This is a genomic window from Martinezella hainanensis, assembly GCF_900094555.1.
Taxonomy (GTDB): domain Bacteria; phylum Pseudomonadota; class Alphaproteobacteria; order Rhizobiales; family Rhizobiaceae; genus Rhizobium; species Rhizobium hainanense.
Window position 1 is genome coordinate 24,313 of record NZ_FMAC01000018.1, and the last position, 22,218, is coordinate 46,530.

The 22,218-nt window shown below is 55.8% G+C and carries 22 protein-coding genes; 10 read left to right on the plus strand and 12 right to left on the minus strand.

The genetic code is table 11. The features are described from left to right. Positions 1 to 509 precede the first annotated feature (509 nt). Together GA0061100_RS31630 and GA0061100_RS31650 are read left to right on the plus strand one after the other, a co-directional pair. The gene (locus GA0061100_RS31630; RefSeq protein ID WP_075856823.1) at positions 510 to 2,300 is read left to right on the plus strand and encodes an ABC transporter ATP-binding protein; all 1,791 of its coding nucleotides are present in this window, start codon (positions 510 to 512) and stop codon (positions 2,298 to 2,300) included. 2,067 nt (positions 2,301 to 4,367) lie between these two features. Next, entirely contained in the window at positions 4,368 to 5,096 is a 729-nt protein-coding gene (locus tag GA0061100_RS31650) for a hypothetical protein (protein WP_143525592.1), read from the plus strand. A gap of 512 nt (positions 5,097 to 5,608) precedes the next feature. On the opposite strand, the gene GA0061100_RS31660 is transcribed toward GA0061100_RS31650, so the two are convergent. From GA0061100_RS31660 to GA0061100_RS31670, 3 genes are all read right to left on the minus strand, one after another. Beyond that, the gene (locus tag GA0061100_RS31660; RefSeq protein WP_075856828.1) at positions 5,609 to 5,944 is read right to left on the minus strand and encodes an antibiotic biosynthesis monooxygenase family protein; all 336 of its coding nucleotides are present in this window, start codon (positions 5,942 to 5,944) and stop codon (positions 5,609 to 5,611) included. A 222-nt stretch (positions 5,945 to 6,166) separates the two neighbouring features. Next, complete coding sequence (gene aspS, locus GA0061100_RS31665; RefSeq protein ID WP_244558008.1) at positions 6,167 to 7,567, minus strand: aspartate--tRNA(Asn) ligase; 1,401 nt, start codon at positions 7,565 to 7,567, stop codon at positions 6,167 to 6,169. 178 nt (positions 7,568 to 7,745) lie between these two features. Continuing rightward, a complete protein-coding gene (locus tag GA0061100_RS31670; RefSeq protein ID WP_075856830.1) occupies positions 7,746 to 8,117 on the minus strand; it encodes a nuclear transport factor 2 family protein in 372 nt (123 codons plus the stop codon). A 358-nt stretch (positions 8,118 to 8,475) separates the two neighbouring features. On the opposite strand from GA0061100_RS31670, the gene istA reads away from it, so the two are divergent. Further along, entirely contained in the window at positions 8,476 to 9,735 is a 1,260-nt protein-coding gene (gene istA / locus GA0061100_RS31675) for an IS21 family transposase (protein ID WP_075856893.1), read from the plus strand. Beyond that, positions 9,732 to 10,613, plus strand: a complete 882-nt coding sequence (gene istB, locus GA0061100_RS31680; RefSeq protein ID WP_075856831.1) for an IS21-like element ISRel3 family helper ATPase IstB — start codon at positions 9,732 to 9,734, stop codon at positions 10,611 to 10,613. The genes istA and istB overlap by 4 nt, the downstream gene beginning before the upstream one ends. A gap of 10 nt (positions 10,614 to 10,623) precedes the next feature. On the opposite strand, the gene GA0061100_RS31685 is transcribed toward istB, so the two are convergent. The 6 genes from GA0061100_RS31685 to GA0061100_RS31720 all read right to left on the minus strand — a co-directional run bounded on the left by GA0061100_RS31685 (position 10,624) and on the right by GA0061100_RS31720 (position 14,222). After that, positions 10,624 to 11,070, minus strand: coding sequence for an AAA family ATPase (locus tag GA0061100_RS31685; RefSeq protein ID WP_075856832.1), 447 nt, complete (start codon positions 11,068 to 11,070; stop codon positions 10,624 to 10,626). A 786-nt stretch (positions 11,071 to 11,856) separates the two neighbouring features. Then, positions 11,857 to 12,288, minus strand: a complete 432-nt coding sequence (locus GA0061100_RS31695; RefSeq protein WP_075856834.1) for a type II toxin-antitoxin system MqsA family antitoxin — start codon at positions 12,286 to 12,288, stop codon at positions 11,857 to 11,859. A 2-nt stretch (positions 12,289 to 12,290) separates the two neighbouring features. Next, positions 12,291 to 12,596 carry a type II toxin-antitoxin system MqsR family toxin gene (locus GA0061100_RS31700; RefSeq protein WP_075856835.1) on the minus strand — a complete coding sequence of 102 codons (306 nt, stop codon included), beginning with the start codon at positions 12,594 to 12,596 and terminating at the stop codon, positions 12,291 to 12,293. Positions 12,597 to 13,117: 521 nt separating this feature from the next. Beyond that, positions 13,118 to 13,444, minus strand: coding sequence for a hypothetical protein (locus tag GA0061100_RS31710; RefSeq protein ID WP_075856837.1), 327 nt, complete (start codon positions 13,442 to 13,444; stop codon positions 13,118 to 13,120). Positions 13,445 to 13,447: 3 nt separating this feature from the next. Next, on the minus strand, positions 13,448 to 14,014 hold the full coding sequence (locus tag GA0061100_RS31715) for a hypothetical protein (protein ID WP_075856838.1): 567 nt from the start codon (positions 14,012 to 14,014) through the stop codon (positions 13,448 to 13,450). Then, on the minus strand, positions 14,007 to 14,222 hold the full coding sequence (locus tag GA0061100_RS31720; RefSeq protein WP_143525593.1) for a hypothetical protein: 216 nt from the start codon (positions 14,220 to 14,222) through the stop codon (positions 14,007 to 14,009). The genes GA0061100_RS31715 and GA0061100_RS31720 overlap by 8 nt, the downstream gene beginning before the upstream one ends. A 208-nt stretch (positions 14,223 to 14,430) precedes the next feature. Between GA0061100_RS31720 and GA0061100_RS31725 the strand changes: the two genes are divergently transcribed. From GA0061100_RS31725 to GA0061100_RS31750, 6 genes are all read left to right on the plus strand, one after another. After that, positions 14,431 to 15,003 carry a hypothetical protein gene (locus GA0061100_RS31725; protein WP_075856840.1) on the plus strand — a complete coding sequence of 191 codons (573 nt, stop codon included), beginning with the start codon at positions 14,431 to 14,433 and terminating at the stop codon, positions 15,001 to 15,003. 523 nt (positions 15,004 to 15,526) lie between these two features. After that, complete coding sequence (locus GA0061100_RS31730; protein ID WP_075856841.1) at positions 15,527 to 16,381, plus strand: DUF932 domain-containing protein; 855 nt, start codon at positions 15,527 to 15,529, stop codon at positions 16,379 to 16,381. An 80-nt stretch (positions 16,382 to 16,461) separates the two neighbouring features. Further along, complete coding sequence (locus tag GA0061100_RS31735; protein ID WP_075856842.1) at positions 16,462 to 16,836, plus strand: type II toxin-antitoxin system RelE/ParE family toxin; 375 nt, start codon at positions 16,462 to 16,464, stop codon at positions 16,834 to 16,836. Beyond that, positions 16,833 to 17,129: a helix-turn-helix domain-containing protein gene (locus GA0061100_RS31740; RefSeq protein ID WP_075856843.1), complete on the plus strand. Its 297-nt coding sequence runs from the start codon at positions 16,833 to 16,835 to the stop codon at positions 17,127 to 17,129. Before GA0061100_RS31735 ends, GA0061100_RS31740 begins: the two co-directional genes overlap by 4 nt. 287 nt (positions 17,130 to 17,416) lie before the next feature. After that, on the plus strand, positions 17,417 to 17,665 hold the full coding sequence (locus tag GA0061100_RS31745) for a hypothetical protein (protein ID WP_075856844.1): 249 nt from the start codon (positions 17,417 to 17,419) through the stop codon (positions 17,663 to 17,665). Between the two features lie 400 nt (positions 17,666 to 18,065). Next, positions 18,066 to 18,386 carry a DUF736 family protein gene (locus GA0061100_RS31750; protein ID WP_075856845.1) on the plus strand — a complete coding sequence of 107 codons (321 nt, stop codon included), beginning with the start codon at positions 18,066 to 18,068 and terminating at the stop codon, positions 18,384 to 18,386. 106 nt (positions 18,387 to 18,492) lie between these two features. Here the strand turns inward: GA0061100_RS31750 and GA0061100_RS31755 are convergent, their stop codons facing one another. The 3 genes from GA0061100_RS31755 to GA0061100_RS31765 all read right to left on the minus strand — a co-directional run bounded on the left by GA0061100_RS31755 (position 18,493) and on the right by GA0061100_RS31765 (position 22,191). Then, on the minus strand, positions 18,493 to 18,735 hold the full coding sequence (locus GA0061100_RS31755) for a hypothetical protein (RefSeq protein ID WP_075856846.1): 243 nt from the start codon (positions 18,733 to 18,735) through the stop codon (positions 18,493 to 18,495). Between the two features lie 454 nt (positions 18,736 to 19,189). Continuing rightward, positions 19,190 to 20,503 carry an HlyD family type I secretion periplasmic adaptor subunit gene (locus GA0061100_RS31760; protein ID WP_075856847.1) on the minus strand — a complete coding sequence of 438 codons (1,314 nt, stop codon included), beginning with the start codon at positions 20,501 to 20,503 and terminating at the stop codon, positions 19,190 to 19,192. Then, complete coding sequence (locus tag GA0061100_RS31765) at positions 20,500 to 22,191, minus strand: type I secretion system permease/ATPase (protein ID WP_075856848.1); 1,692 nt, start codon at positions 22,189 to 22,191, stop codon at positions 20,500 to 20,502. Before GA0061100_RS31765 ends, GA0061100_RS31760 begins: the two co-directional genes overlap by 4 nt. Positions 22,192 to 22,218 lie beyond the last annotated feature (27 nt).

The window sequence follows — 22,218 nt, forward strand, 5'->3', positions numbered from 1 at the left end:
TCGGCATATTGATAGGTTGAAAGTGAGGGCGAGGAATTTTCAGTGATCATCACAAATCGGCTGCATTGCTGGACTTACTCGGTGTTCACCCAACACACCACCCAGAGTAGCCAAGCCACCCGGGTCCAATCATCTAGTCCGCCGATTGAAATCAAGGTCCGCACGATCGCGCCATGCGCCGGAAATGGTGTGGCATTCCCGAATTTTCCCCACTAAGTAGAAAAGCCGGGTTGGCAAACTCGAATTTGTCCGGTAAGTAGTTTCCATCGCTGCAAATCAATCAGAGGAGGCGTTGCATGACACCAGCATCCATCGAAACGCTTCCGTCCGGAATGATCCGAAATTAGGTCATTCCCATTCGTGCCGCTCCAAGGGCACGTATGATGCGGCTTTTCGTTTCCTTTAAATTTCGACCAATCTGCCGGGGTTAGCTCGTTTCCCTCCGGTAGTGTCTATTAACCCTCGATTTTTGGGGCCGATCGCCGAAATGCGGGGTCGGACTGGTTAGCATGACTCGCAAGAAGCTCGACTTCCGTGCCGATGCTTATCGCAATGTGCTCGGCTTTGTTTTTCGTCAGTGGACCCATCGTCCCGCTCTGGTGGGCACCATCATTCTGCTGGTAATTGTCAGCACGTTGGCCGAAGTTCTGGTGCCGGTGTTTTCCGGCCAGATCGTCGACGCGATCGCCAGCGGTAGTGAGCCTGCTGACGCCATCCGTGCCTTCGTTATCGTCGTCGCCCTCGGCTTGACCAGCGTGACACTGCGCTGGTTTATCTTCGACGGGATCATCCGTCTGACGCTGCGCATCATGGCGGAAGTGGTCAATAACGGCTTCCACAAAGTGCAGCGGTTCTCGACCGATTGGCACGCCAATAGTTTCGCTGGCTCGACGGTTCGCAAGATCACTCGTGGCATGTGGGCGCTCGACTCGCTCAATGACCTCCTCTTGATAGCCTTGCTGCCCTCGATCATCATGTTGGTGGGTGCCAGTATCGTGCTCGGCACTTATTGGCCGATCATGGGGCTGATTGTGGCTGCAGGATCGCTGATCTATGTCGCAGTGACGGTAGCGCTCTCGACGGGATACGTGTCGCCCGCGGCAAAGCTCGCTAACGCATGGGATACCAAGCTGGGTGGCGCGCTCGCGGATGCCATCAGCTGCAACTCGGTCGTGAAGGCTTTCGGCGCCGAAAACCGCGAAGAGGAACGTTTGCGCCACGTGCTGGCCAAATGGGACAACCGGACACGGCGGACGTGGAAGCGCGGGACACTGAACGGCACGATCCAGGGCTTCATGATGGTCTCCATGCAGGCCGGTATTCTTGGTACTGGCCTTGTCATGTGGCAGCGGGGGCTGGCGACGCCGGGCGACATCACATTCGTGTTGGCGATGTTCTTCGTCCTGCAAGGCTATCTGCGCTCGGTCGGACAAGACATTCGAAACCTGCAGCGTGCCGTCAACGATATGGAAGAACTTGTCCTGCTCGACAAAACGCCGCTGGGCATCGACGACAAGCCGAATGCGAAGGCGATCGCGATCGGTAAGGGTGAAATCGTGTTCGATCGTGTTACCTTCCAATACGGGGCTCATCCTACACCGCTATATGACGATTTCTCGGTTGACATTAAACCGGGCGAGCGGGTTGGCCTGGTTGGTCATTCCGGCTCGGGCAAGACGACCTTCGTCAAGCTCATCCAGCGCCTCCATGACGTGAAGTCTGGGGCGATCCGAATTGATGGGCAGGATATCGCCCATGTTACGCAGTCTAGCCTGCGCAGCCAGATTGCCATCGTGCAACAGGAGCCGATCCTGTTTCATCGCACGCTCGCCGAAAACATCGCCTATGGCCGGCCAAACGCGTCACGGCGTGAGATCGAGAATGCAGCCAAACAGGCCAGCGCGCATCGGTTTATCATGGACCTGCCGAAGGGCTATGAGACCATGGTAGGCGAGCGCGGCGTCAAATTGTCCGGCGGCGAACGTCAGCGTGTCGCTATCGCCCGGGCCTTTCTGGCTGATGCACACATTCTCATTCTAGACGAGGCGACCTCAAGCCTTGACAGCGAGAGCGAGGTGCAGATCCAGCAGGCGATGGAGCGCCTGATGGAAGGCCGCACGACGCTCGTAATCGCGCACCGCCTTTCGACAGTGCGGGCGCTGGATCGTCTATTGGTCTTCGACAAGGGAAAGATCGTGGAAGAGGGTGACCATCAAGCGCTCATTCGGCTCAACAACGGCATTTATCGCAGGCTGTTCGAGCGTCAGGCACTCGAACTGACCAAGGGGCTGGTGGCATGAGGCAAACTCTTGAACTGCCAATCCGCTTTTCCGATATCGTTCTCAAGAGTGGTCCTTGGCATGGAAAGGAGGAACGAAACGCCACTCAACGATATTCCGTGGACCCGTCCGGTGACGATCAGGCTCAGATGTGGCTTGGAGCGCATTTTCACAGGAGTCTATACGCTTTGGACTTTCTGGAAGTTGAACGGCCACCGAAATCGTGACGCAAATGAACAATCTGCTCATCTAAAGTTGTTTTGGGGCAAGTCTTTAGGGGGCGCCCCGGTTTCCGCGCGCAATCATCGGCGCCTCGCCGGCCCTTGACATCAAATAAGCCGAAAACGCGCCTGCCGATAAAGAGGGCGTTTGTTATTTCAGTTTTGCTTGTGCATGGGCCGCGGAACTTACTCAGGTCATCAGTGTGGCCGACTTCGCCCTTGTCAACGTCTGGAGGATCGCCGGGTTTGCGAGAAGGATTATAGATGGCCTGACAGTCAATCGGCGATCGGAAAGCCCAGGCGCGGAAATGATTCATAGAAACCGTGTTGATTATTGTGGCTGTGGAAGCGCGGATATCCGTCTTGGCCGTGGCATGCCCTTGAGGCCGAATACGCTCATGCAGACTACGCAGGGATAGATTCTATTTGCGACCAGGGCGGACCATACGTTCCACGCATGCTTGCTCGTATGCGGCGAAAATACCTGCGCATTTCGCATGGAACTTTAGGTATTCCCGCAACCATCTCTCAATCGACTTAGCTGTAAGCCGAAAAAAGCTGCAAATAGTAGCGGTGTGGCCGTTGCCCACCAGTGCGCGCTGGTCAGGCGCATTGTGCCTGAACTTTGAAATCCGCTGCTCCATTCAATTTGCCTGAAGCAAGCTCCCGTTTTCGGCTGCTATTCCATAAGCCCACGTTTGGTCGAACATTTTCGGCGAAAGGTGGGCGCGGCAACCATTCATGCTTTGTTCAGCCAACCAGTTTCAGGATGACGACATGAATGGAGGTTCGCTATGAAAATCTTTAAAAGTCTCCTTGCGGCGCTTCTGGGTGCTGGCCTGTTGATTGGTGCGGGCACGGCATCAGCTGCACCAATGATGAACATGACGAAGCCGGAGGTCCAGTCATCCGTTCAAACGGTCCGTTATGACCACCATCGCCACTGGCATGGCCCGCGACATCACCGGCCTCACAGTTGGGGATCGCATCGCAGCTACCGGAGCCATTACTGGCGCGGTCATCATTACGGTTGGTACAAGCACCGTCATCACCACCATCACCGTCACTACCGCTACTAACCAGAGTCCGCGGAAAGCTGCACAAGTATAGCAAGTATTTAGAGCGTTAGCCGAGGCAGGAATCGAATCTGCCTCGGCAGCGCCGGAAATGGCTATGACAATGTCTCGCCGAAACGATCAATAGTATCTATGCGGTCAAGGTCATCGACCCGCACCATAGCCCAGTTTCGAAGCGCTTGAATTCGCCACCTCGGAATGAGCCGGCTTGTTCAACCATCGACGGCTTCCGGAGCGTATCGGCAACATCCGTCAACTGAATCAAACGGTCACCAGCGGAGCTAGTACGATTCATATTCGAAGTGCGTTTGCTGATATCGAAGTGCCTCTCTCGGACCGCTTATAGCTCTCGTGTAAAAGCCGTCCCTCTGATTGAGGACGCACCTCCTGGGCGAGAGAAACCCCCAGAATGATGACAGAGTTCATTTGATGTGCTACCCGGCGTCTGCATAGAGCCCCATGATTGCCGGCAACATCGTCCTTGCAAATTTAAACCATTGAAAATATCGGGATATCGCACCTGAAAATAGTGTTCTAATAGTTAGCCGGCTAAACATCAGATAAGCTTAATTATGGAACATCCAAGCGGTTTGTTGGCTGTTGCGTTTTGGGCTTAAACCGCGCTTTCCACGATTGTGGAAAACTGAAAATGCGGCGGTTTGCGTTGTTGCGTTGGCTCGCTCCGATGGCATGGTTACGTTCATTGAAGAACGCGAGTCACCATGACGATCATCAATTTAAGATGATGCGGCGCTATCCTGAGGTACCTGCGACTACTGAGTAACTCGAAAATGACGATGCGTCTCCGACTTGATCCGTTTCTAAAAACGACTGATGCCGAACGGGTCTTTAATGTGCTCCAGAAGTTGAACGCCTGCGGGCTGGACTACGCTGTTACAGGCGGAATGGCATTGGAACCGGCTCTTGGTTCTGGCCTTGGCCGCCAACGGGCGCTCAATGATATCGATGTTGTCGTCTCGGGATTCGACGCGCTCCCGCCCGCCCTCGCTTCCGCATTCATGATCAGCCATGCCAACCCGCATCGTCCAACGGGCAAGCTGGCCATCCAACTTGTGGAACCGGAGCAGCGCGTGCGCATTGACGTGTTCAGCGCTTGCGGTGATGCGCTGGAGCGGATCGGACCCGCGCTGATTGGCGATCTGGCGATTAAGGTAGTGGCCGTCGAAGACCTTGCCTGTCGCATCGCTTCGGAAATGATGTGCTTTAGCAGGGGCGACGCCGTTCCGCATAAATGTGCTGACGATCATGCACGTGCAAGTCAGGTCGTCGATATGAAGCTTGTCGAAAAAGCTTGGCAGGATCAGCGCCGAGAGATTGATCCTCTAACGTATGCTGAAGCGTCCGTTCAGATTGTCGAGGCTCTGAAACGCGATACCGGAGAGCTGGTGAAACCAACCTATTCCACGGATACGGATGCAGTTTGCCGTCACTGCTACGATACGGCCAACTTCACTGTTGCGTCGCCGAAATCCATCCTTTCGATATTGGGCTACTGCTAGTTCGCAATGGGGAATCGGCCATGTACACATTGAAGCCTGGCATAAAGAGGGACCCTGTTCGGCGCTGGGCGTTGCCTGACCGCATCTTCTTCGGAAATGGCGCATGCGCCATTCTTGCCGGGGTCTTTTTGCAGGACGCATCCCTTCCCGGATTGTGAATCGGCGTCGCCAAATGACCCTGCCCCTCTTTGAAATATCAATAGCTTGTGACGCCGATTTAACCCTAACCACCGCGCCGATTCACAGGTACAAGCGCAGCATGCGCATCGTGCCATCCTTGATGCCACAGCCGGACAATGTCGGCTCGGTCAGTCGATTGTGCTGGCCGAATTTTGAGCATTGATACGAACTCCCGTGAATTGGATCGTCAGCGCGTTCTACCACTGGTCCCACTTGGAATGCGGGCCAACACCAAATCCGGGGTCCAGGGGATCATCAAGGACAGCGATGAACTCGATGGAATGTCCATCTGGATCGGCGAAATACCGTGAGACCGCTGAATCCAACCCAACCTATTTGTTCTCATGGTGAAAGCCATATGCTCGCTGAACAACCGCGACCCGAATTTCATATCGGGAATACCAATCACTGCGGCCACGACGTTGCGCTTCGACGTGGTCAACGACCGCCTTCCAAGAACGAATGCTTGCTTCATCCGTCCAATAAGAGATCAGTATACCGAAGCCGTCTGCTCCACGAGCGCTTTCGAATCCAAGATACCCTGGTTGCCGACTAGCCAGCTCGGCCATTGCATAACCCATTTCGCCATAGCCATCGTCGACCTCCGTACGCTGAGAAGTGAAGCTGACCATGTAGTATGGGGGTTCTGGTAAATTGGCGATACGCATCGAGAGTCCCTCCGAGTTGCCGGATCGCGAGCCAACTCGATACATACTTTCAGCAACTGCAAGTCGATGCAACTCACCTCGCAATGAACTGGTCGCAACATAGGCGCAGGGAGATCCGAACCTGTAAAGTCATTTGCTTGTGGTGGCCGTTCGCCAAGACCATTCAAGATCGCGGCACATCATATGACGCGCCGCCACTTTTCTTGGGCCATTCGGCTTGTCTTAAGGACGCAACCGCTTTGGGGTGCGGCTGAGCAATGTCACCTCTCGAATGCTGGCGGTGCCGAACAAGCGCATCAGAATGCGACCGAGACCGACACCCATGCCTCCATGGGGCGGGCAACCAAACCTGAAGAAATCAAGGTAGTCGGAAAGCGCATCGAGTTTGTAACCCCGTTCTGCGGCCTGAGCTATGAGGCGGTCATATCGATGTTCTCGTTGCGCACCGGTCGTGATCTCCATCCCGCGCCACAACAGGTCGAAGCCCTTTGTCAGGTCGGGTCGATCCTCTCGCCGCATGTGGTAAAAGGCCCGGTGCCTTGCCGGATAGTCGGTAATGAATAGAAACTCATGGCCCGTCGTCTCTGCCATATGTTCGGCAAGGATACGTTCGCCTTCACTGTCCAGGTCAGCGCGTGTTCCAAGCGGGTGCCCTAACCTTTCGAGAATTTCACGCGCTTCTTCAAATGTCAGCTTTGGGAATGGAAGGGTTGGCGGCACGGCTTCAACGCCAAAAAGCTGCTTGATTGCTTCCCCATGCTCTAAGGCGACAGCGGTTATCGCATGGGATAGCCATCGTTCTTCGATCTCCATCAGCTCGTAATGGTCATCGATCCATCCAATCTCCATGTCGATTGATGTGAATTCCGTTTCATGACGGGATGTAAAGGACGGTTCAGCTCGGAAGGCCGGACCGACTTCGAACACCTTTTCCATGCCTCCGGCGATGGCCATCTGCTTATAGAATTGTGGAGATTGAGCCAGGAAGGCTGTCGTGCCGAAGTATTTTACGGCAAACACTTCAGCTCCGGACTCGCTGAAGGTCCCCATTAGTTTCGGTGAATGGATTTCACGAAAGTCGTGTTGTTTCCAGAACGAGCGCATGGCCTCTTCAAGCGTCGTCTGTACTGCGAAAACGAGCTGCTGACTTGGATAGCGCAGGCTGACCTGCCGGTGGTCTATCCATTTATCAAGACCGGAATCCTCCGCGATCGGAAGACGGGCATCGGCCAGGCCGCAAATTTCCGCGCCTTCGATTACGATCTCCAGACCACCAAGTTTCACACTGGGCGCGGCAGTCACCCTTCCCGTCACAACAACGGAACTTTCGGGTGTGAGAGCGTCGAGTGCGACTGTGAGCCTGGCGGCATCCTTTGCCTGCGTGAGCTGAACCTTTCCGGTCGGATCACGAAGGACGATGAACCTCATGTGCTTCTGGTCGCGAATGGTTTCGGCGAAACCACATAGCTTTACGCGTTGCCCGATCAGCGAGTGTAGATCGGCAACGAAGGAACGCTTCAAAGGTGAGGTATGTGACATGACTTTCTCCTGAAAACGGAAAACCGGATCGGAGAAGCCAAAACCACAAGCCCTTCCGAAAACCGGCAGGGCTGTGGTGATCAATGAGCTATGCTAGGAAGCGCACACGACATCCACGACCCCGAAGGGGCCGTTATTATTGATCGTGCTTTTCGACAGCGTGCTCATGGCGCACATCTATTCGCAAGAAGATCGAAATGTAAACATGGAATTTCGCAGTCGGGGTTGGCCGCGCCACACTCTGATCCTGCGCCGAAAGTCGTCAAACGATGACAGTTCCCTGATGAAACACAATCTTCCAGCCATTGCTCGACTTGCGCCACAACGTGGTCCTGCGCGTCCGGCGATCCGGCTCGATCAAAATATAGTTGAACTGATAGAGGTTCTCCGCGATCTCTCGGATTGAAAAATCTTCGCACGGCCAATCGTGTGACTCAGGCTGCTTGTAGCGTTCCAGAAGGTTCTCGATAACGAATTCGCGACTATAGACCTTGCCGCTTGCGCCAAGCTCCCAGAACTCTTCGTCCGTCATCGCAAGCAGTTCATCACGGGTGGTACCAAATTCACGACGATGGAAGATCGGCTCACGCGCCCGCAACTCGTTCAATATTTCAGCAACGGGCACACTGGTCATGATGCCCCTTTTCTCGTCTGTGCGCTTTTGTCATACATCTCGTGCCCGCCCAATCTGAACAGGCATCGGTGCGGTGATCTCCTGGAGCCAGGCGACAATCGTGTCCGCGCAAGTTTCCGGTGAGAGATTGGTATTGTCGATTTCGACGGAAGCCGTCGCGCCTTCATTGAACAGCTTCCGTGTCCGAAGCAAATCTCTCAATAGATTCGGATTGTGTCAGTACCGGAGCAATACTCCCCATTAGTGCCGTTTGAATCTTCCCCAGGTGCTGCGGCCGCCGGTCTTCCGGGGCGCGCCCCGGAAGACCGGCGGCGCGTCATCGCCGATACTCCTTCCGATGGTCGGAAGGGGGATATTGGTGATCAAGCTGAGGGAGACGATCATGATCCTGGATCTGCATCAGCAGGGGCTGACAGTGTCGGCTATTTCCAGAGAAACAGGCATCGATCGCAAGACGGTGCGTAAATACATTGAGCGGGGCCTTGAGGCTCCGGCCTATGGTCCAAGAAAGCCTCGGGCGACGGTCATCGACCCGTTCGCTTCTTACCTGCGGGAGCGGGTAAAGTCCTACCCCGGTCTGACCGGCAGTCGATTATTTCGAGAATTGCGTGAACGAGGCTATACCGGCGGCTACACGGCTGTGACGGATTTTCTCCGCGATGTACGCCCCGTTGCAAGTCAGGGCTTCGAAGTTCGTTTCGAGACGCCGCCCGGTGAGCAGGCCCAGGTCGATTTCGCACAATTCCATGTTGTCTTCACCGACGAACCGACGACGCCGAGGATCGTCTGGTTGTTCTCGATGGTGCTGGGTCACAGCCGCCTCATCTGGGCACGCTTCGTCATGCATCAGAACCTGCCGACCGTCCTGCGTTGCCATATAGCGGCCTTCGAGGCCATTGGTGGCGCTCCACGAGAGGTGCTTTACGACCGGATGAAGACGGCGGTCATCGGCGAAGGCCAGACAGAAGGCATCGTCTATAACCGTGCCCTCATCGACCTGGCCCGCCATTATGGATTCCATCCCAAGGCATGCAAGCCTTATCGGGCCAAGACGAAAGGCAAAGTCGAACGGCCGTTTCGTTATATCCGCGAAGACTTCTTCCTGGCCCGCTCGTTCTGCAATCTCGACGATTTGAACGCCCAGCTCCGGCACTGGCTGGATACCGTCGCCAATCCAAGGAAACACGCCACAACCCTACGCGTGGTCAATGAAGTCTTTGCCGAGGAGCGGCCACATCTGCGACCATTACCGCTGGCACCGTTCAAATCCGTTCTGAAGCTGGAGCGCCGGGTGTCGCGGGAAGGCATGGTCAGCGTTGGCGGCAATACCTACAGCGTTCCGGATGCTACGCGAAGTCGAATGGTGGAGGTCCATTCTCTCGCCGACGAGGTCCGCATCTTCGAGAACGGCATGCTGATCGCAGCCCATCCGGTCCTGGAGGGCCGCAAACAGCGTCGGGTTCATCCTGACCATCGACGAGCACTCGTGCCGCAACATCGGTCCAGGACGCGCAACAACCCTATTGTCGTCAAGCCTGCCGGAGACACCGTGCTTCAGCGATCCCTCGCTTTCTACGATGCCATCGGCAAGGTCCTGGCGCAGGAGGGCCGCCCATGAGCGCGACCCTTGATGCCATTCCGTCCATGATCGATCGTATCCGTCATGATCTCGTCGGTCTGAAGATGCCACGTGCACTCGAAGCTCTCGACCATGTGGTTCGACGCCTCGAGCACGGTGAGCTTTCCGCGTTGGAAGCCATTGATATCCTTCTCTCTGAGGAGCTCACTTTACGCGAGAACAGCCGCATCAAGACCGCACTGCGAATGGGCAGGCTCGCGACGATCAAGACGCTCGCCGGCTTCGACTTCACCTTCCAGCCTTCGCTCGATCGCGATCGGATTCTCACCCTGGCGCAGCTCGGCTTCGTCGACCGTCACGAGGCCGTTCATTTCCTTGGTCCGCCGGGAACAGGCAAAAGCCACCTCGCCACAGCTCTCGGCGTCGAAGCCGTGAAGGCCGGAAAGAGTGTGTATTTTACGACGCTCGCCGACCTCATTGGTTCGCTTGCCCGTTCCGAACGAGAAGGCAGGCTTCAGGAGCGCATTCGCTTCTTCTGCAGGCCGAGCCTGCTGATCGTCGACGAGATCGGCTATCTGCCCGTCGTCCAGGGCGGCGGCAATCTGTTCTTCCAGCTCGTCAACGCACGATACGAGCGTGGCGCGATGATACTCACATCAAACCGAGGCTTTGCAGAATGGGGCGATGTGTTCGGAGACCCCGTCGTCGCCACCGCGCTGCTCGACAGATTGCTTCACCATGCCGTCGTCGTGCAGATCGAGGGATCCAGCTACCGCCTGCGGCAACATGCCGAGCTGATGCCGGAACATGTCCGATCCAAAGCCTTAATCGCACCCCCGGCGTTCGCGCCACCTCAAAAGCCACGCGGTCGGCCACCAAAAAATCCCCAAATCTCATTGGCGTCCACGTCGGCATAATTGGGGAATTTTACTTCGGCACTTCTGAGGAAAATTCACGCGGCATTGACAGATTGCGCTTCTTCCGATGCGCTTCGCGATCTTCATTGCTCATGCGCCGCGCATTTTCATCCTCCGAACAGGTCAGGACGATGGAGTAGACCCCGCGTTCTCGACGCTCTGCCAACGACAAGATCGCTTTCCAATTATCGATCAGGAAATCGTGAGAGCCGCCGGAGGCCACAACACCGGTCATCACTACCGGTTCGCTTGATGGTAATCGTAATATCGCTTCGAATGCGAGGTTTCGCGTTTTGGTGGCCAGCTCGTAATATTCAGGAGTGCCACGATCCGTCAGTGCGATGGCTATGTTCAGCAGGGTATGATTATCGAGAAATCGAGCACGCAATCGTTCTGCAACAATCTTGCCGACGGTATATTTTCCTACCCCGGGCCACCCGTTGAGGTGAATGATCATCTTACGCTCCGTCCGCAGACAACGAATACGCCAGCCGCCGTCGCTCATGATGTGGGGCTGTGAGGGATTGCGACAAGAGCCGCTACAGCACGATGAGCTGGCAAAGGCCGGGATCGATTAAAGCTGGCTATGCGATATCGGGCAGGCTACGCAATACCACTACCTGCCCGATTGCCGGGTATTCGACTGCGTGGCGTGGTAAAGCTCGCAAGTCATGGTAAATATTTGATTACGTCTACGCAGTGGCGGCGTCCTTTTGAAGTTGGCTGCGGCGGCTCTTATCTACCGGCGGTGTCTCTTGGCACCCAGCTTTTCTTGATACGGCCATGTTGCTATCCATGCCCAACTCCGAAGTTGAAAAGGGTATGATAGACAAGCCCGCGTCCTATCCTTCGCACGGAGCCAGGTTGAGCCCGTCTCCGGTGATTCCAGTAACGATCACATCGTGCAGGCCGCTCAGGCGGCATGATAACGCCGGATGACGCCGGCGACATCGATCCTTCAACCGGCAAAAGATGGTACTGCCTTTTCTCCTCAGGCAAGAACAAAAAGCTGAGAGGCATACGGAGTCCTAAGGGACTGGCCAGGGCGTTCAGGAAGCGCGAACTGGATCCGGACGTTTGCAGGAGGAACATCGGCTCCGATTGGCAGACGTTGCAGGTCGCCTTCAAGCCACTCCCTGTCTGCGCCTTCAATCAGACTCCCGTCACTGTCGCCCTAAAGCCCGTCGGGAAAATCAGCGGACGAAAAGTGCTCTCGTAACCCCTGCCGTTTCACAACCGCAACTTAAGCGGCGTTCCCGCGTAATTCTTCGATTAGTTCAGGATGATGATCGAGGAGCCGCAGCAATTGGCTGGTTGGGCCGCTTGGCTCGACCAAGCCCCGTTCATATTTGTCGAAGGCATTTTCTCCAACCCGGAGCAGGCCACCCGCTTCCCGCTGCGACAGCTTCAACTTCTCGCGGACCCTTCTGATCGTGGCGGGAGACGGAACACCTTCGATTTCCTCTTTCAGCGTCCGAAGCGCCGCATCCGTGACGCTCATGTCGTCTCCGACATGGACGCCATCGTCGCCGTTCTCCGGATAATAGCCCGGGAGCTCGACCGTTAGGCTCTTACCCTTGTACGTCACCACGAAGGGACGCACGCCGCGATGCAACATCTCTCCAGTCTCCGGTGATACCATCATGTCGGGCAGATCTTTTTTTGTTGTTGCCATGCTCATTTCTCCTTAAACGACATGACGGTGAACTCGGTAATGACGTCGGCTTGGAATTTGACATACAGTGTCATGTCTCGCGCCGGAACGTGGTAAACGTCCTGCCAGACGCGATGATCAGCGAACGTCGTCATTGATTTATAAAACATGCCACGCTCTATCCCTGCGATTGTCTCAACTACACCTGCGCGGTCAAAACCTAGCGCATTGGCATCGCGTAGCGCCGACGACGTCATCGCCAGCGTATCGACCGACGAAAGAGCAGCCTTGATTGCCGTCAGATCGTAAGTCGGCCGTCTTTTTTCCATGGTTTTATATGCCACCTTAATGGTGGCAAATCAAGAATGACTTCAGGCTGAGCGCCGCCGCTGAGTATGCGAGGAAAGCGTTGGGTAACACCCTCCAGAGATACGTCATCCAAAAGGGGGCGAGCGCATGGCATTCTGATCTCGGAACGTCTGGAATCGTTGCTAGTCACTACCGCGCCCACGGCTAAAAAGATTCTCATCCCAATACCAGGCGCGAATGTCGAGAGCGAGAATTCGCCTACTAGCTGCAGGCGGGCATTTTTGCTTTCTCGAGGCAGGACTTCAGGTTAGGCTGCCTGTATGCTGGAGAGATATGTCATTCATGAAGATGAAGACGGCACCTTCGAGATCCTCGACGCCAAAACGTTCGAGGTAGTCGAGAGGTCTGGTCTACTGCTGCAGGAGTTGAAGTGGCACTGGGTTGATACCGTTATGGATGTCCTCGAAAGTTTAGACCGGCATAGGGAACGCCCCAACTGATTGCACGGCTGGGCATATGTGGGCCAAGGTCGCTTTAGCTTCTACAGCTTTACGTCTTTCCAAATCGGCTTGCGAATAATCCGGATCTGAACGAGCCGACGCAGGTTCATGCCGACGAGCTCGTTCGATGGAGAGCTTACCAGGTCGGCGGTCAGGTAGTCTTTCCTGTTGCACTGCTCGCATCGGAACTGCTTTGCGATATGGCGAACGGAAATGTTTCCGCATAGCTGCAGGAGATCCACCGGCTCGTAAAAGCGCTTCACGCGGCAGAGTGCACAGTCGATTTTGACGTAGTATGAGCCGGTCGCATAGTACGACAGCGTGGGCGCTGAAAGCACGTCAACTCGGGTCGGGGCCTTCTCGGGCATCAATTATGCGCTGGGCTCAGCGCCGCCTTCTTCGTTGATCGATATGGCGTTGACGAAGGTGCCGATCGTCTCATCCAGACTGCGGCCGGCCTTCGTCCAGGTCGCAGCGCTGGTCATCCCCTGGACGCTTACTATCCCGCATGCCTCGCCGGTCTCATCATCGATTGCGAGCTCCAGTGAGCCGACATGGATGCTGTCCGGCGCCAGATAAATGCCAACGCAATGGAAGGCGACTTCCAAGCGGTCCGCCACGGCTGATATCAGCTCGGGTTCCACCTGGTCTGCCGGCATTTCGCTGGGAGGGGACCAATAGTAGAACGGCTCAAATTCAGGATAATCGAGGAGTGTATCGAGGATTTGCCGCACGCGATCAAGATGATTGCGCAGGGCTGACGATTTCATCATTCCCCTATCCTTGAACCGTTCGTCATAGCAGCGCATGTCCACATGGCGCACGAATTCGCTGAGAGCTATCGCATCGCTGCCGCTGATCGTCATGGTGGCGGCCTTCGGCTTCGGTTCGTCACTGCAATCATCAGTGTCGTCTTCCAGATAGATCACGTCACCCATAATGGTTCTCCGTCAGGTTTGCGCCATCATGAGCGCCGAGCCCTTTCAGCACGCTCCTGGCCTCGCTAATCCGGCGCTGAAACGCGTCCGACTTGGCGACAGCGCCATCTCGTCGACGCTGGTCAAAGACATCCTCACCCAGGAATGCGACGAGATCCCGAAAGACCTCCGCATCGCGGGGCGTGATTGTGTAGCCGGTCGTTTGCATGGCGCACGTCTCCGTTCCGCCGAGAACAGCGGTTCCCTTCATCAAATTTTCGGTAAACCCAGACCGTTGTCGGTCCCGTTTGTTCTATAAATGTTCTTGTTTCGAGAAAGAGTCAAGTCCAGGAAATGGCAGTTGGGATAGCACCCTTGATAGTGCAACTAAGGGTGTGCAAGAAAAGGTACCGTTGGCAATACACAGAGCGGACAGCATGAACCATGCATTAAAGACAAAATCGGCACGTTGGATGCTGGCTTTCCTGGGGTTCATGCTTCTGTTTTGGCTGATTCTTTTCATAATAAGCATGCTCGCCCATCAATTTGGATATGGTTACTTGCCATCGACCGCTTGGACGGAAACTTCGAGCTATCTTCGTATAGTGACCGGCGTTATTGGCGCAGGGCTTTTGACGATCACGTTCATAAAAGACGAGCCATTTGGATCCGATAGATTGTTCAAGAAGACTATAGGGATCTTGGGCGCTCCGTTTGTTGGGTATTTCATGGGGAGCGCGCCTATAGTGGCAGGCGGTCCAATGCTAATGGCCGCGATAGCAGGTCACCATGTCGAGCTCATCTATACCGTGAGTAAAGCCGACGGCCATGGTGGTCGCGGATGTTATTCGCCGGTTGCACTTCGCGATTTGCCGTGGTTCTTGGACAGTCTCTGTTACGTGCCCGATGACTTGAGGCAACCGCTTCAGCCAAACATGCAGATTTTGGTGGAGGGCCGGGGCACAAGCCTGGGTGTTTTTGCGACGGCAGTTCATCGCGTAGGAGCATGATCTCGAGCGCTTGACCCATGAGGCTATCGGCCGCCCTGTTTTTCTTCTTGTTGGCCACGTCTTCCGCGCTGGCGGGTCAAGCGGTTGCAGCGAAGGTCTCTGTCAGCTTCATGTCGTCCGAACAATGCGAGGGGCGATCAGTCACCAAGATAGATCGAGCGCAATCTTTCACCTGCGTCCAGGCATATTCCAGTAGTGATCGCATCGTGCAGGCTGCTTGCGCAGTACTATGACGCCGGCGTTGCCAGCGACATCGCTGCATCAGCCGGGAAGAGATGGCGCGGCCCTCTCTCCCCACGCAAGCACAAAAAGCCGTCTCCCCATCCTTCGCGCTGTCGCCCTGCAGGACGATGACGCCGTCGGCGCCATCGCCACTCCGGCCGGACGCTTTCCGCGCCCGCCTGCGGGTGGGTGATCCCCCTCGCCTTTTTATTCTTGCCCCCCACTCACCCGCTGGTCCGCCCGAGCTCGAGAAGCAGGAGCAGAGTGCTCCCGCTTCGCTGGATCAAAAAGGAGAGAAGACATGACCGTTTACACCGAGACCGCCCGCTTCGACACCGGCCGCGCAATGACCGAAACCGAGATGCGCAAGGTCGCGCCCTCGATCTTTGCAACATCAGCCCACGAAAGCCGTTCCGAACGCTTCAAGCCCATTCCGACGATCGAAGTCCTGCGTGGGCTGATGGTCGAGGGATTTGTGCCGGTTGGAGCAAAGCAGTCGGCAAGCCGCACGGAAGGAAAGGCCGATTTCACCAAGCATCTTATCCGCCTGCGCCGTGTCGACGATGGGAAAGTCTATCGTGTCGGTGATACCGTCTGCGAAATCCTGCTGAAGAATGCCAATGATGGCACCAGTGCCTACGAGCTGCTGGCGGGGCTCTTTCGCATCCGTTGCATGAATTCCCTTGTCACCCAGACCGGAATCATGGATGCCATCAAGGTTCGTCATTCCGGTGATGTCGGCGCCAAGGTCATCGAGGGAACCTATCGGGTGCTGAACGAGGCAGAACGCACCCTGACAGCCCCGCAGGATTGGGCGGCACACAAACTTAACCGCGACGAAAAGCAGGTTCTTGCCGAGGCGGTGCATGTCCTGAGGTTCGGAGACGCAGACGGAGAGACGACAACCCCGATCAAACCGGAACAGTTTCTGATCCCCCGTCGCCATGATGATCGTGCCGACGACCTCTGGACGGTATGGAATGTGACGCAGGAAAACGCGATCCGCGGCGGTTTACGTGGCGTCGGGCGCGATGATCTAGGCCGAGCTCGCCGCGTCAGGTCCCGCGCGGTCAATGGGATCGATCAGGACATCAAGCTGAACAAGGCTCTTTGGCTGATCGGCGAGAAGATGGCCGCGCTAAAAGCAACGAAATAGAAAAGCCTTGCAAGGGAGATATACGGAATTCCCGTATATCTCCCTTGCAAAATGTGCGGAAATTCCGTAGATATGCTTCCATGCACACGGTCATAGAAACGCCCGCCTATTTAGCGTCAGCCAAAGACGAGAGCGTAACGGAGGATGAGCGAAATGCCATTGTTTCGTACCTCGCGGCCAACCCGGATGCTGGTGTGATCATGTCAGGAACCGGCGGTGCGAGGAAGCTGCGTTTTGCTGCGCGCGGCAAGGGCAAGAGCGGTGGCTATCGCATCATCACGTTCTATGCCGACGAGGATATCCCGGTTTTCCTTTTGGATATCTATAGCAAAGACACGCAGGCGAATTTGTCTCAGGCGGAGCGCAATGAGCTTCGCGAGATCCTGACGGCTCTTCCGCAAGTATGGAGAAAGAGCCTCAGCGAGCAGGTTAAGAAAATCAGGAGTCGAAAATGAGCAAAGCAGGATCACGCATTTTGCAGGGCGCACGCGAGGCTCTTGCATTGGCACATGGTGAGGTGGGCACGGCGGACTTCGCAGTGCATATCCCGGCGGAGGTGGACGTTAAGGCCATTCGGCGAAAGCTTGGCCTTTCACAACAGGGATTCGCTGCGCGATACGGCTTTTCGATTGGCCGGGTGAGGGATTGGGAGCAGAGGCGCTCCAGTATTGATGCCCCGTCGCGAATCCTATTGACGGTGATTGATAAAGAGCCGGAGGCCGTCGATCGCGCGTTGGCGGCCGGGTAACCGTTCGCGCGTTGCCCAGTCATTGCCGCATCGAGCGGCGCAGACCAGGCGCGAGGGGAGCCCATGCCACCTCCCCTCTGCGCTCCCCTGCCCGCCCTTAAGCGGAATGCCCTTTGGGCATGAACCAAACCGGGCGCCGCAATCCCAGTCGAAAGACGGGCGTGCTGCTCCAGTGGAGCACGCTCTTTGATGAGCAGTGGGTCTGTGTTGCGATGCAGATTTGCACATTGCCTCAGCTTGAAGATGAGGTGAGCTTGTCCGACCGGAACGAACGACGAGGATAGACAATGAAGCAAGATGCTGAAAACGACGATTGGCGAGACGACGACCCAGACCTCCTGGAGAATAGCGGCTTGTCCAAGCTGTTCGTCTCGCGGCTGCGCAAGGCGTTCTTTAGACGCCTCTCGGATTTCGACGGCATGAGCGATGCCGATATTTTGCGCGAGCCGGGAGTGAGCAGCCGCATCCTTAAAGCCATCAGGGCCGAGCAGGCGCGGCGAACTGATCTGGAACCCCGCTCCTCCTCCCCGTCATGATTACCGCTCCGCCGTAGCGGAGCGGCGACAACCGCCCTGTAAGGTTTCATGAGGCCGCCCAATTCGACATGCGGCTTGGCGATCAAGGCGATGTTGCCGATCAAGGCATCCCGTAAAACGTGGATAAGACGAGATCAAACGTCCCGGCGTCCCCATTGTTTGCGTTGCCTTGAGCGATGGGTCACTACGGCCGGCCGGACAGCCTGCAACCGCCTGCACCGACGATTTTCCCCTGGGCTGCGCCCATTCCTCGCGATCCAAAATCGCCGCCTCCGGCGGCGCTCCGTTTCACTCCGCCCCTTCGGGTGCAGTCCCCGCGACAAATGCTCTCGCATTTGCGCTGTCCTTTCTCCGACCGTGTTTCGTGCCCATCGGCAACGCAAACAAAGGAGACACTGCAATGACCGATCTCGTCAACTTCATCCGCTTCAACGAAGACAACACCCTGACCGGCAACATCGCCTCGATTGCCTACGACCTCGACATATCAGGCGAGGAATTCGAAAGCACCAACGCCAAGGCTCCCGTCTATCGGCTCTTCGCCAAGAGCCCACGCGGCAAACGTGTTGAGATTGGTGGCATCTGGAAGAAGCAGAACCAGACCGGCGGTGCCTACTTCACCATCACCGTCAACACCGGATACGGCAAGCTCAACGCCAATCTCGGCCGCTATCCCGGCCAGGATGACGAGGATCTGATGGCCGTCATCCCCTGGGACTAATCCGAGGGGCAGTAGCGCCCCGGCCTTTCGGCCGGGGTTGCCACTTGCCAAACGGACGAATTGAAAGTCATCATTTTTTCGATCGGCAAGGCAAAAGCACTTTCGATCAGGCTTTCCCGGAGGAGAAGAGGCCGCCGATTGTGGCGACCACGATAATAATACCCGCTTGTATCAAGATCCATATATCCGGGCCGTAGACGATGCTCCACAATGCGGTCATGCAAAATACAAGCCCACTGAAGATAAAACATTTGATCTTGAACGAGAGGCGCTTTCCGCTCTGTGAAAACAGCACGTAAACGGCAATAGCAATCGCTACGAAACTTGCCAGCGTAAGAAGCAACTCCATAAATCTCGATTCCTGCCGTTATTTCAATAAGATAAGTTTAGCATGGTTTCCCGCAAAATCAAAGCCTCGTAGGTCTGATACGATCTGCAGGCCAGCTGCTGCAGCGGTCGTGCTCTATGCTTGCGGCACGGAACCTGGCTGCCACTTGCCAACGCCGTCTTCGGTTTGACTCCTCATTCGGCCAGAACCTCATGGGAATCACTGACGTCGCTTAGCACTTCGTCGTGAGAATGCGGCCATCTTAAGTGTGAAACGACATCTGATCGGGTAAACTGAATTTGAATACTGTCAACAGACCGTCGTCATCGGCTAGGTTTGGAGTCGACGGAGGCAATCACCTGGGGCGATGACGACGGCCTCTTGTCGTTTGTGTCGTCCAGCTTCCACTTATACCGCCTGACCGCATCGGTATCAGCCGAAGGCTCATTACAAGACAGTACGATGAGACCGTCCATCAGTCCTCCCGCATCGCCCTTGCGATTTGGTCGGCAAGTGGCTTCACCAGATAGGACAAGGCGGTTCTTTCTCCCGTTTGAATAAATGCTTCAACGGGCATGCCGGCGAGTAGCTCAAGCTTTCCGAGACGCGCCAGCTCCTCTGGCGAAATCCGTATTCTTGCCGAATACCAGGATTCACCCGTCTGCTGGTTATGGATAAGGTCTGCCGCGACAGTTTTCACGGAACCATGGATTTCAGGCGTGCTGCGCTGATTGAAGGCGGAAAAGCGCAAAGTTGCTGTTTGGCCAGCGTGCACTTGATCAATGTCAGCTGGTTGAATTCGGGCCTCGACAACCAAAATGTCGTTGACCGGGACAATCTGCATGATTGTCTCACCGGCGGCGATCACACCACCGATCGTATGGACAGACAATTCGTGAACGATTCCTGCTTGCGGCGACAGGATATCATTCCTGTTTAATTGATCTTCTGCCGTAATCCTTTTTTCCAACAGTTCGGCGAGCTTGTTGTCGACGTCGCGCAATTCGGTTAGCACTTCAGCGCGGCGATCCTGGTCCAGCTGTAGAATCTGGAGCTCAGTTTCGGTAACTCTGGTTGCCGCACGCGCAATTTCCGCAATCAGCTGCCCGCGTTCGCCATCGAGCTCTGCTTTCTGGCGCTCCAATTCGGCCAGACGATTGAATTGAATCAACTGTTGGTCGCTCAGGCTTCTGACACGCACGAGTTCCTGTCCGATCCATGAAAGCTCTTCCTGCTTGGCGAGCTTACGGACATTGAGGCCCTCCGTTTCTTGCCTGATTTGGCCAATGCGTTGCCCGAGTTGAGCTTTTTGACCCTCAATTGTTTGCTTTCTGGCTGTAAATAGAGCCTGTTCAGCTTTGATGTGGTCGGCGATATCCGGTTCGTCGGCTCGCTTAAGCAATTCGGCGGGTATCGCCATTTCCGAAGCATCGTCACGTTCTGCGACCAGTCTCATTTTTCTGGCAATCATTTGATCGATCTGCTTCGTGACAATCGCCAGATTTGCGCGAGTGATGGTATCATCCAGCCTAATCAGAAGAGCGCCGGCCTGCACGCGCATGCCATTGCGCACAAGGATCTCGCCGACAATACCGCCCTCTCGATGCTGTATGCGCTTCACGTTACCGTCGACAACGACGGTACCGGTGCCAATTACCGCTCCCGATAGATTGGCAGTCGCTGCCCACCCTCCTGCGCCGACGACCAGGATTGCGATCGTGATGGCTGCAAAGGTCATATAGTTCCGGATGGCCCGCGTCGCCGGGCTTATGCTGTCCTCAGAGTTCATGTCTTCTCCGACACCGCACGAATTGTGGTCTTACGCAGAACTTCATCGCGTGGTCCGAACGCGACCATACCGCCATGGGCGAGAACAAGGACGTGATCGACGGCCGCGAGGGCATTTGGCCGATGCGCAATGACGATAACGATCGATCCTTGTTGCCGGATTGACGCAATGGCGTTCGTCAGTGCCGTCTCTCCGTCCGTGTCCAGACTGGCATTGGGTTCATCGAGTACGATCAAAAACGGTTTGCCATAAAGGGCGCGAGCTAACCCTACTCGCTGGCGTTGACCTGCTGAAAGTATGGCGCCGCCGGCCCCTATGCGGGTATCGTATCCATCGGGCATGGACAGAATCAGGTCATGTACTCCGGCTAGCCTTGCGGCCTCAATGATTGCATCAGCTTTCGCTGCTTCCCTGAAGCGGCTGATGTTTTCGGCAATCGTGCCGTCGAATAGCTCCACATCCTGGGGGAGATATCCGATGGATGTACCGAGCGCTTCTGAATCCCACTGATCGATTTCTGCGCCATCCAGACGAATCGTACCGCGCGCTGGCGGCCAGATCCCAACAATTGCACGCGCTAGTGTAGACTTGCCAGAGCCGCTCGGCCCGATGATCCCGACACCCTGCCCGGCAACAAGATCAAATGATACGTCGTGAACGATTGGCAGATGCATACCGGGCGCCACAACAGTCAGGTTCGATATGGAAAATGAGCGTTGCGGTGAGGGCAACGGCATACGGGGACCGTCGTCCCGGAATTTTTCTAGAAGTTGACCCAACCTACTTCGAGCTTGCCTGGCGTTTACAAAGCCTCGCCATTGGCCGATCGCCTGCTCGATCGGTGCAAGCGCCCTCGATGTCAGAATGGAAGCAGCAATCATGGCTCCAGGGGATGCCAGTTGATAAATGGCCAACCATGCGCCAAGCGCCAGCACAGCCGATTGCAGGCCAAGCCTGAAGATCTTGGAGACGGTAGAGAAGGTGCTTGTGGCATCGCTGGTGCGACGCTGTTCGCTTACATATTCGGCATTGGCCTGATACCATTTGGCTGCATAGGCGCTGCGCATTCCCATCGCGTGCAAAGCTTCCGCATTGCGGCGGCCTGCTTCCATGAATTCGTTCCGGGTGCCGGCAAGAAGTGCGAGGCGTCGCATAGGCTCGCGTAAGACGGCTTCGCTACTCAAGGTCAAGACAATGAGGATCAGCGCGCCCGCAATCGTAAGCCATCCCAGATATGGGTGAAATAGAAACAGGATCGCGAGATAAAGTGGTAGCCATGGGAGATCGCAAATTGCAATCGGACCCGGGCCGCTCATAAACTGGCGCACTTGCTCCAGATCGCGGACAGGCTGGGATATTGCTTCCTTTTTTGACATGCGCAGCGGCAACATCATGACCGCGTCAAATGTCGGGGTACCGAGTTGTTCTTCTATCTTTTGGCCTATCTGCGTCAGAATTCGTGAGCGAATGACCTCGAGTGTTCCGAGAAATATATAAAGGCCGATTGCGAGCAAGGACAATGCAACGAGTGTGGGTATACTGCGGCTCGCCAGCACACGATCATAGACCTGCATCATGAATAGAGGCCCGGTCAGCATCAGGACATTGGTTACGGCACTTAAGGCCGCCACGCTCCAGAATGCTTTCCGGGTCTGTCTCACGGCTGCGGCGACCAAAGGTCGCCGCATTTGTTCATCTATTGGTTTCAACGATCG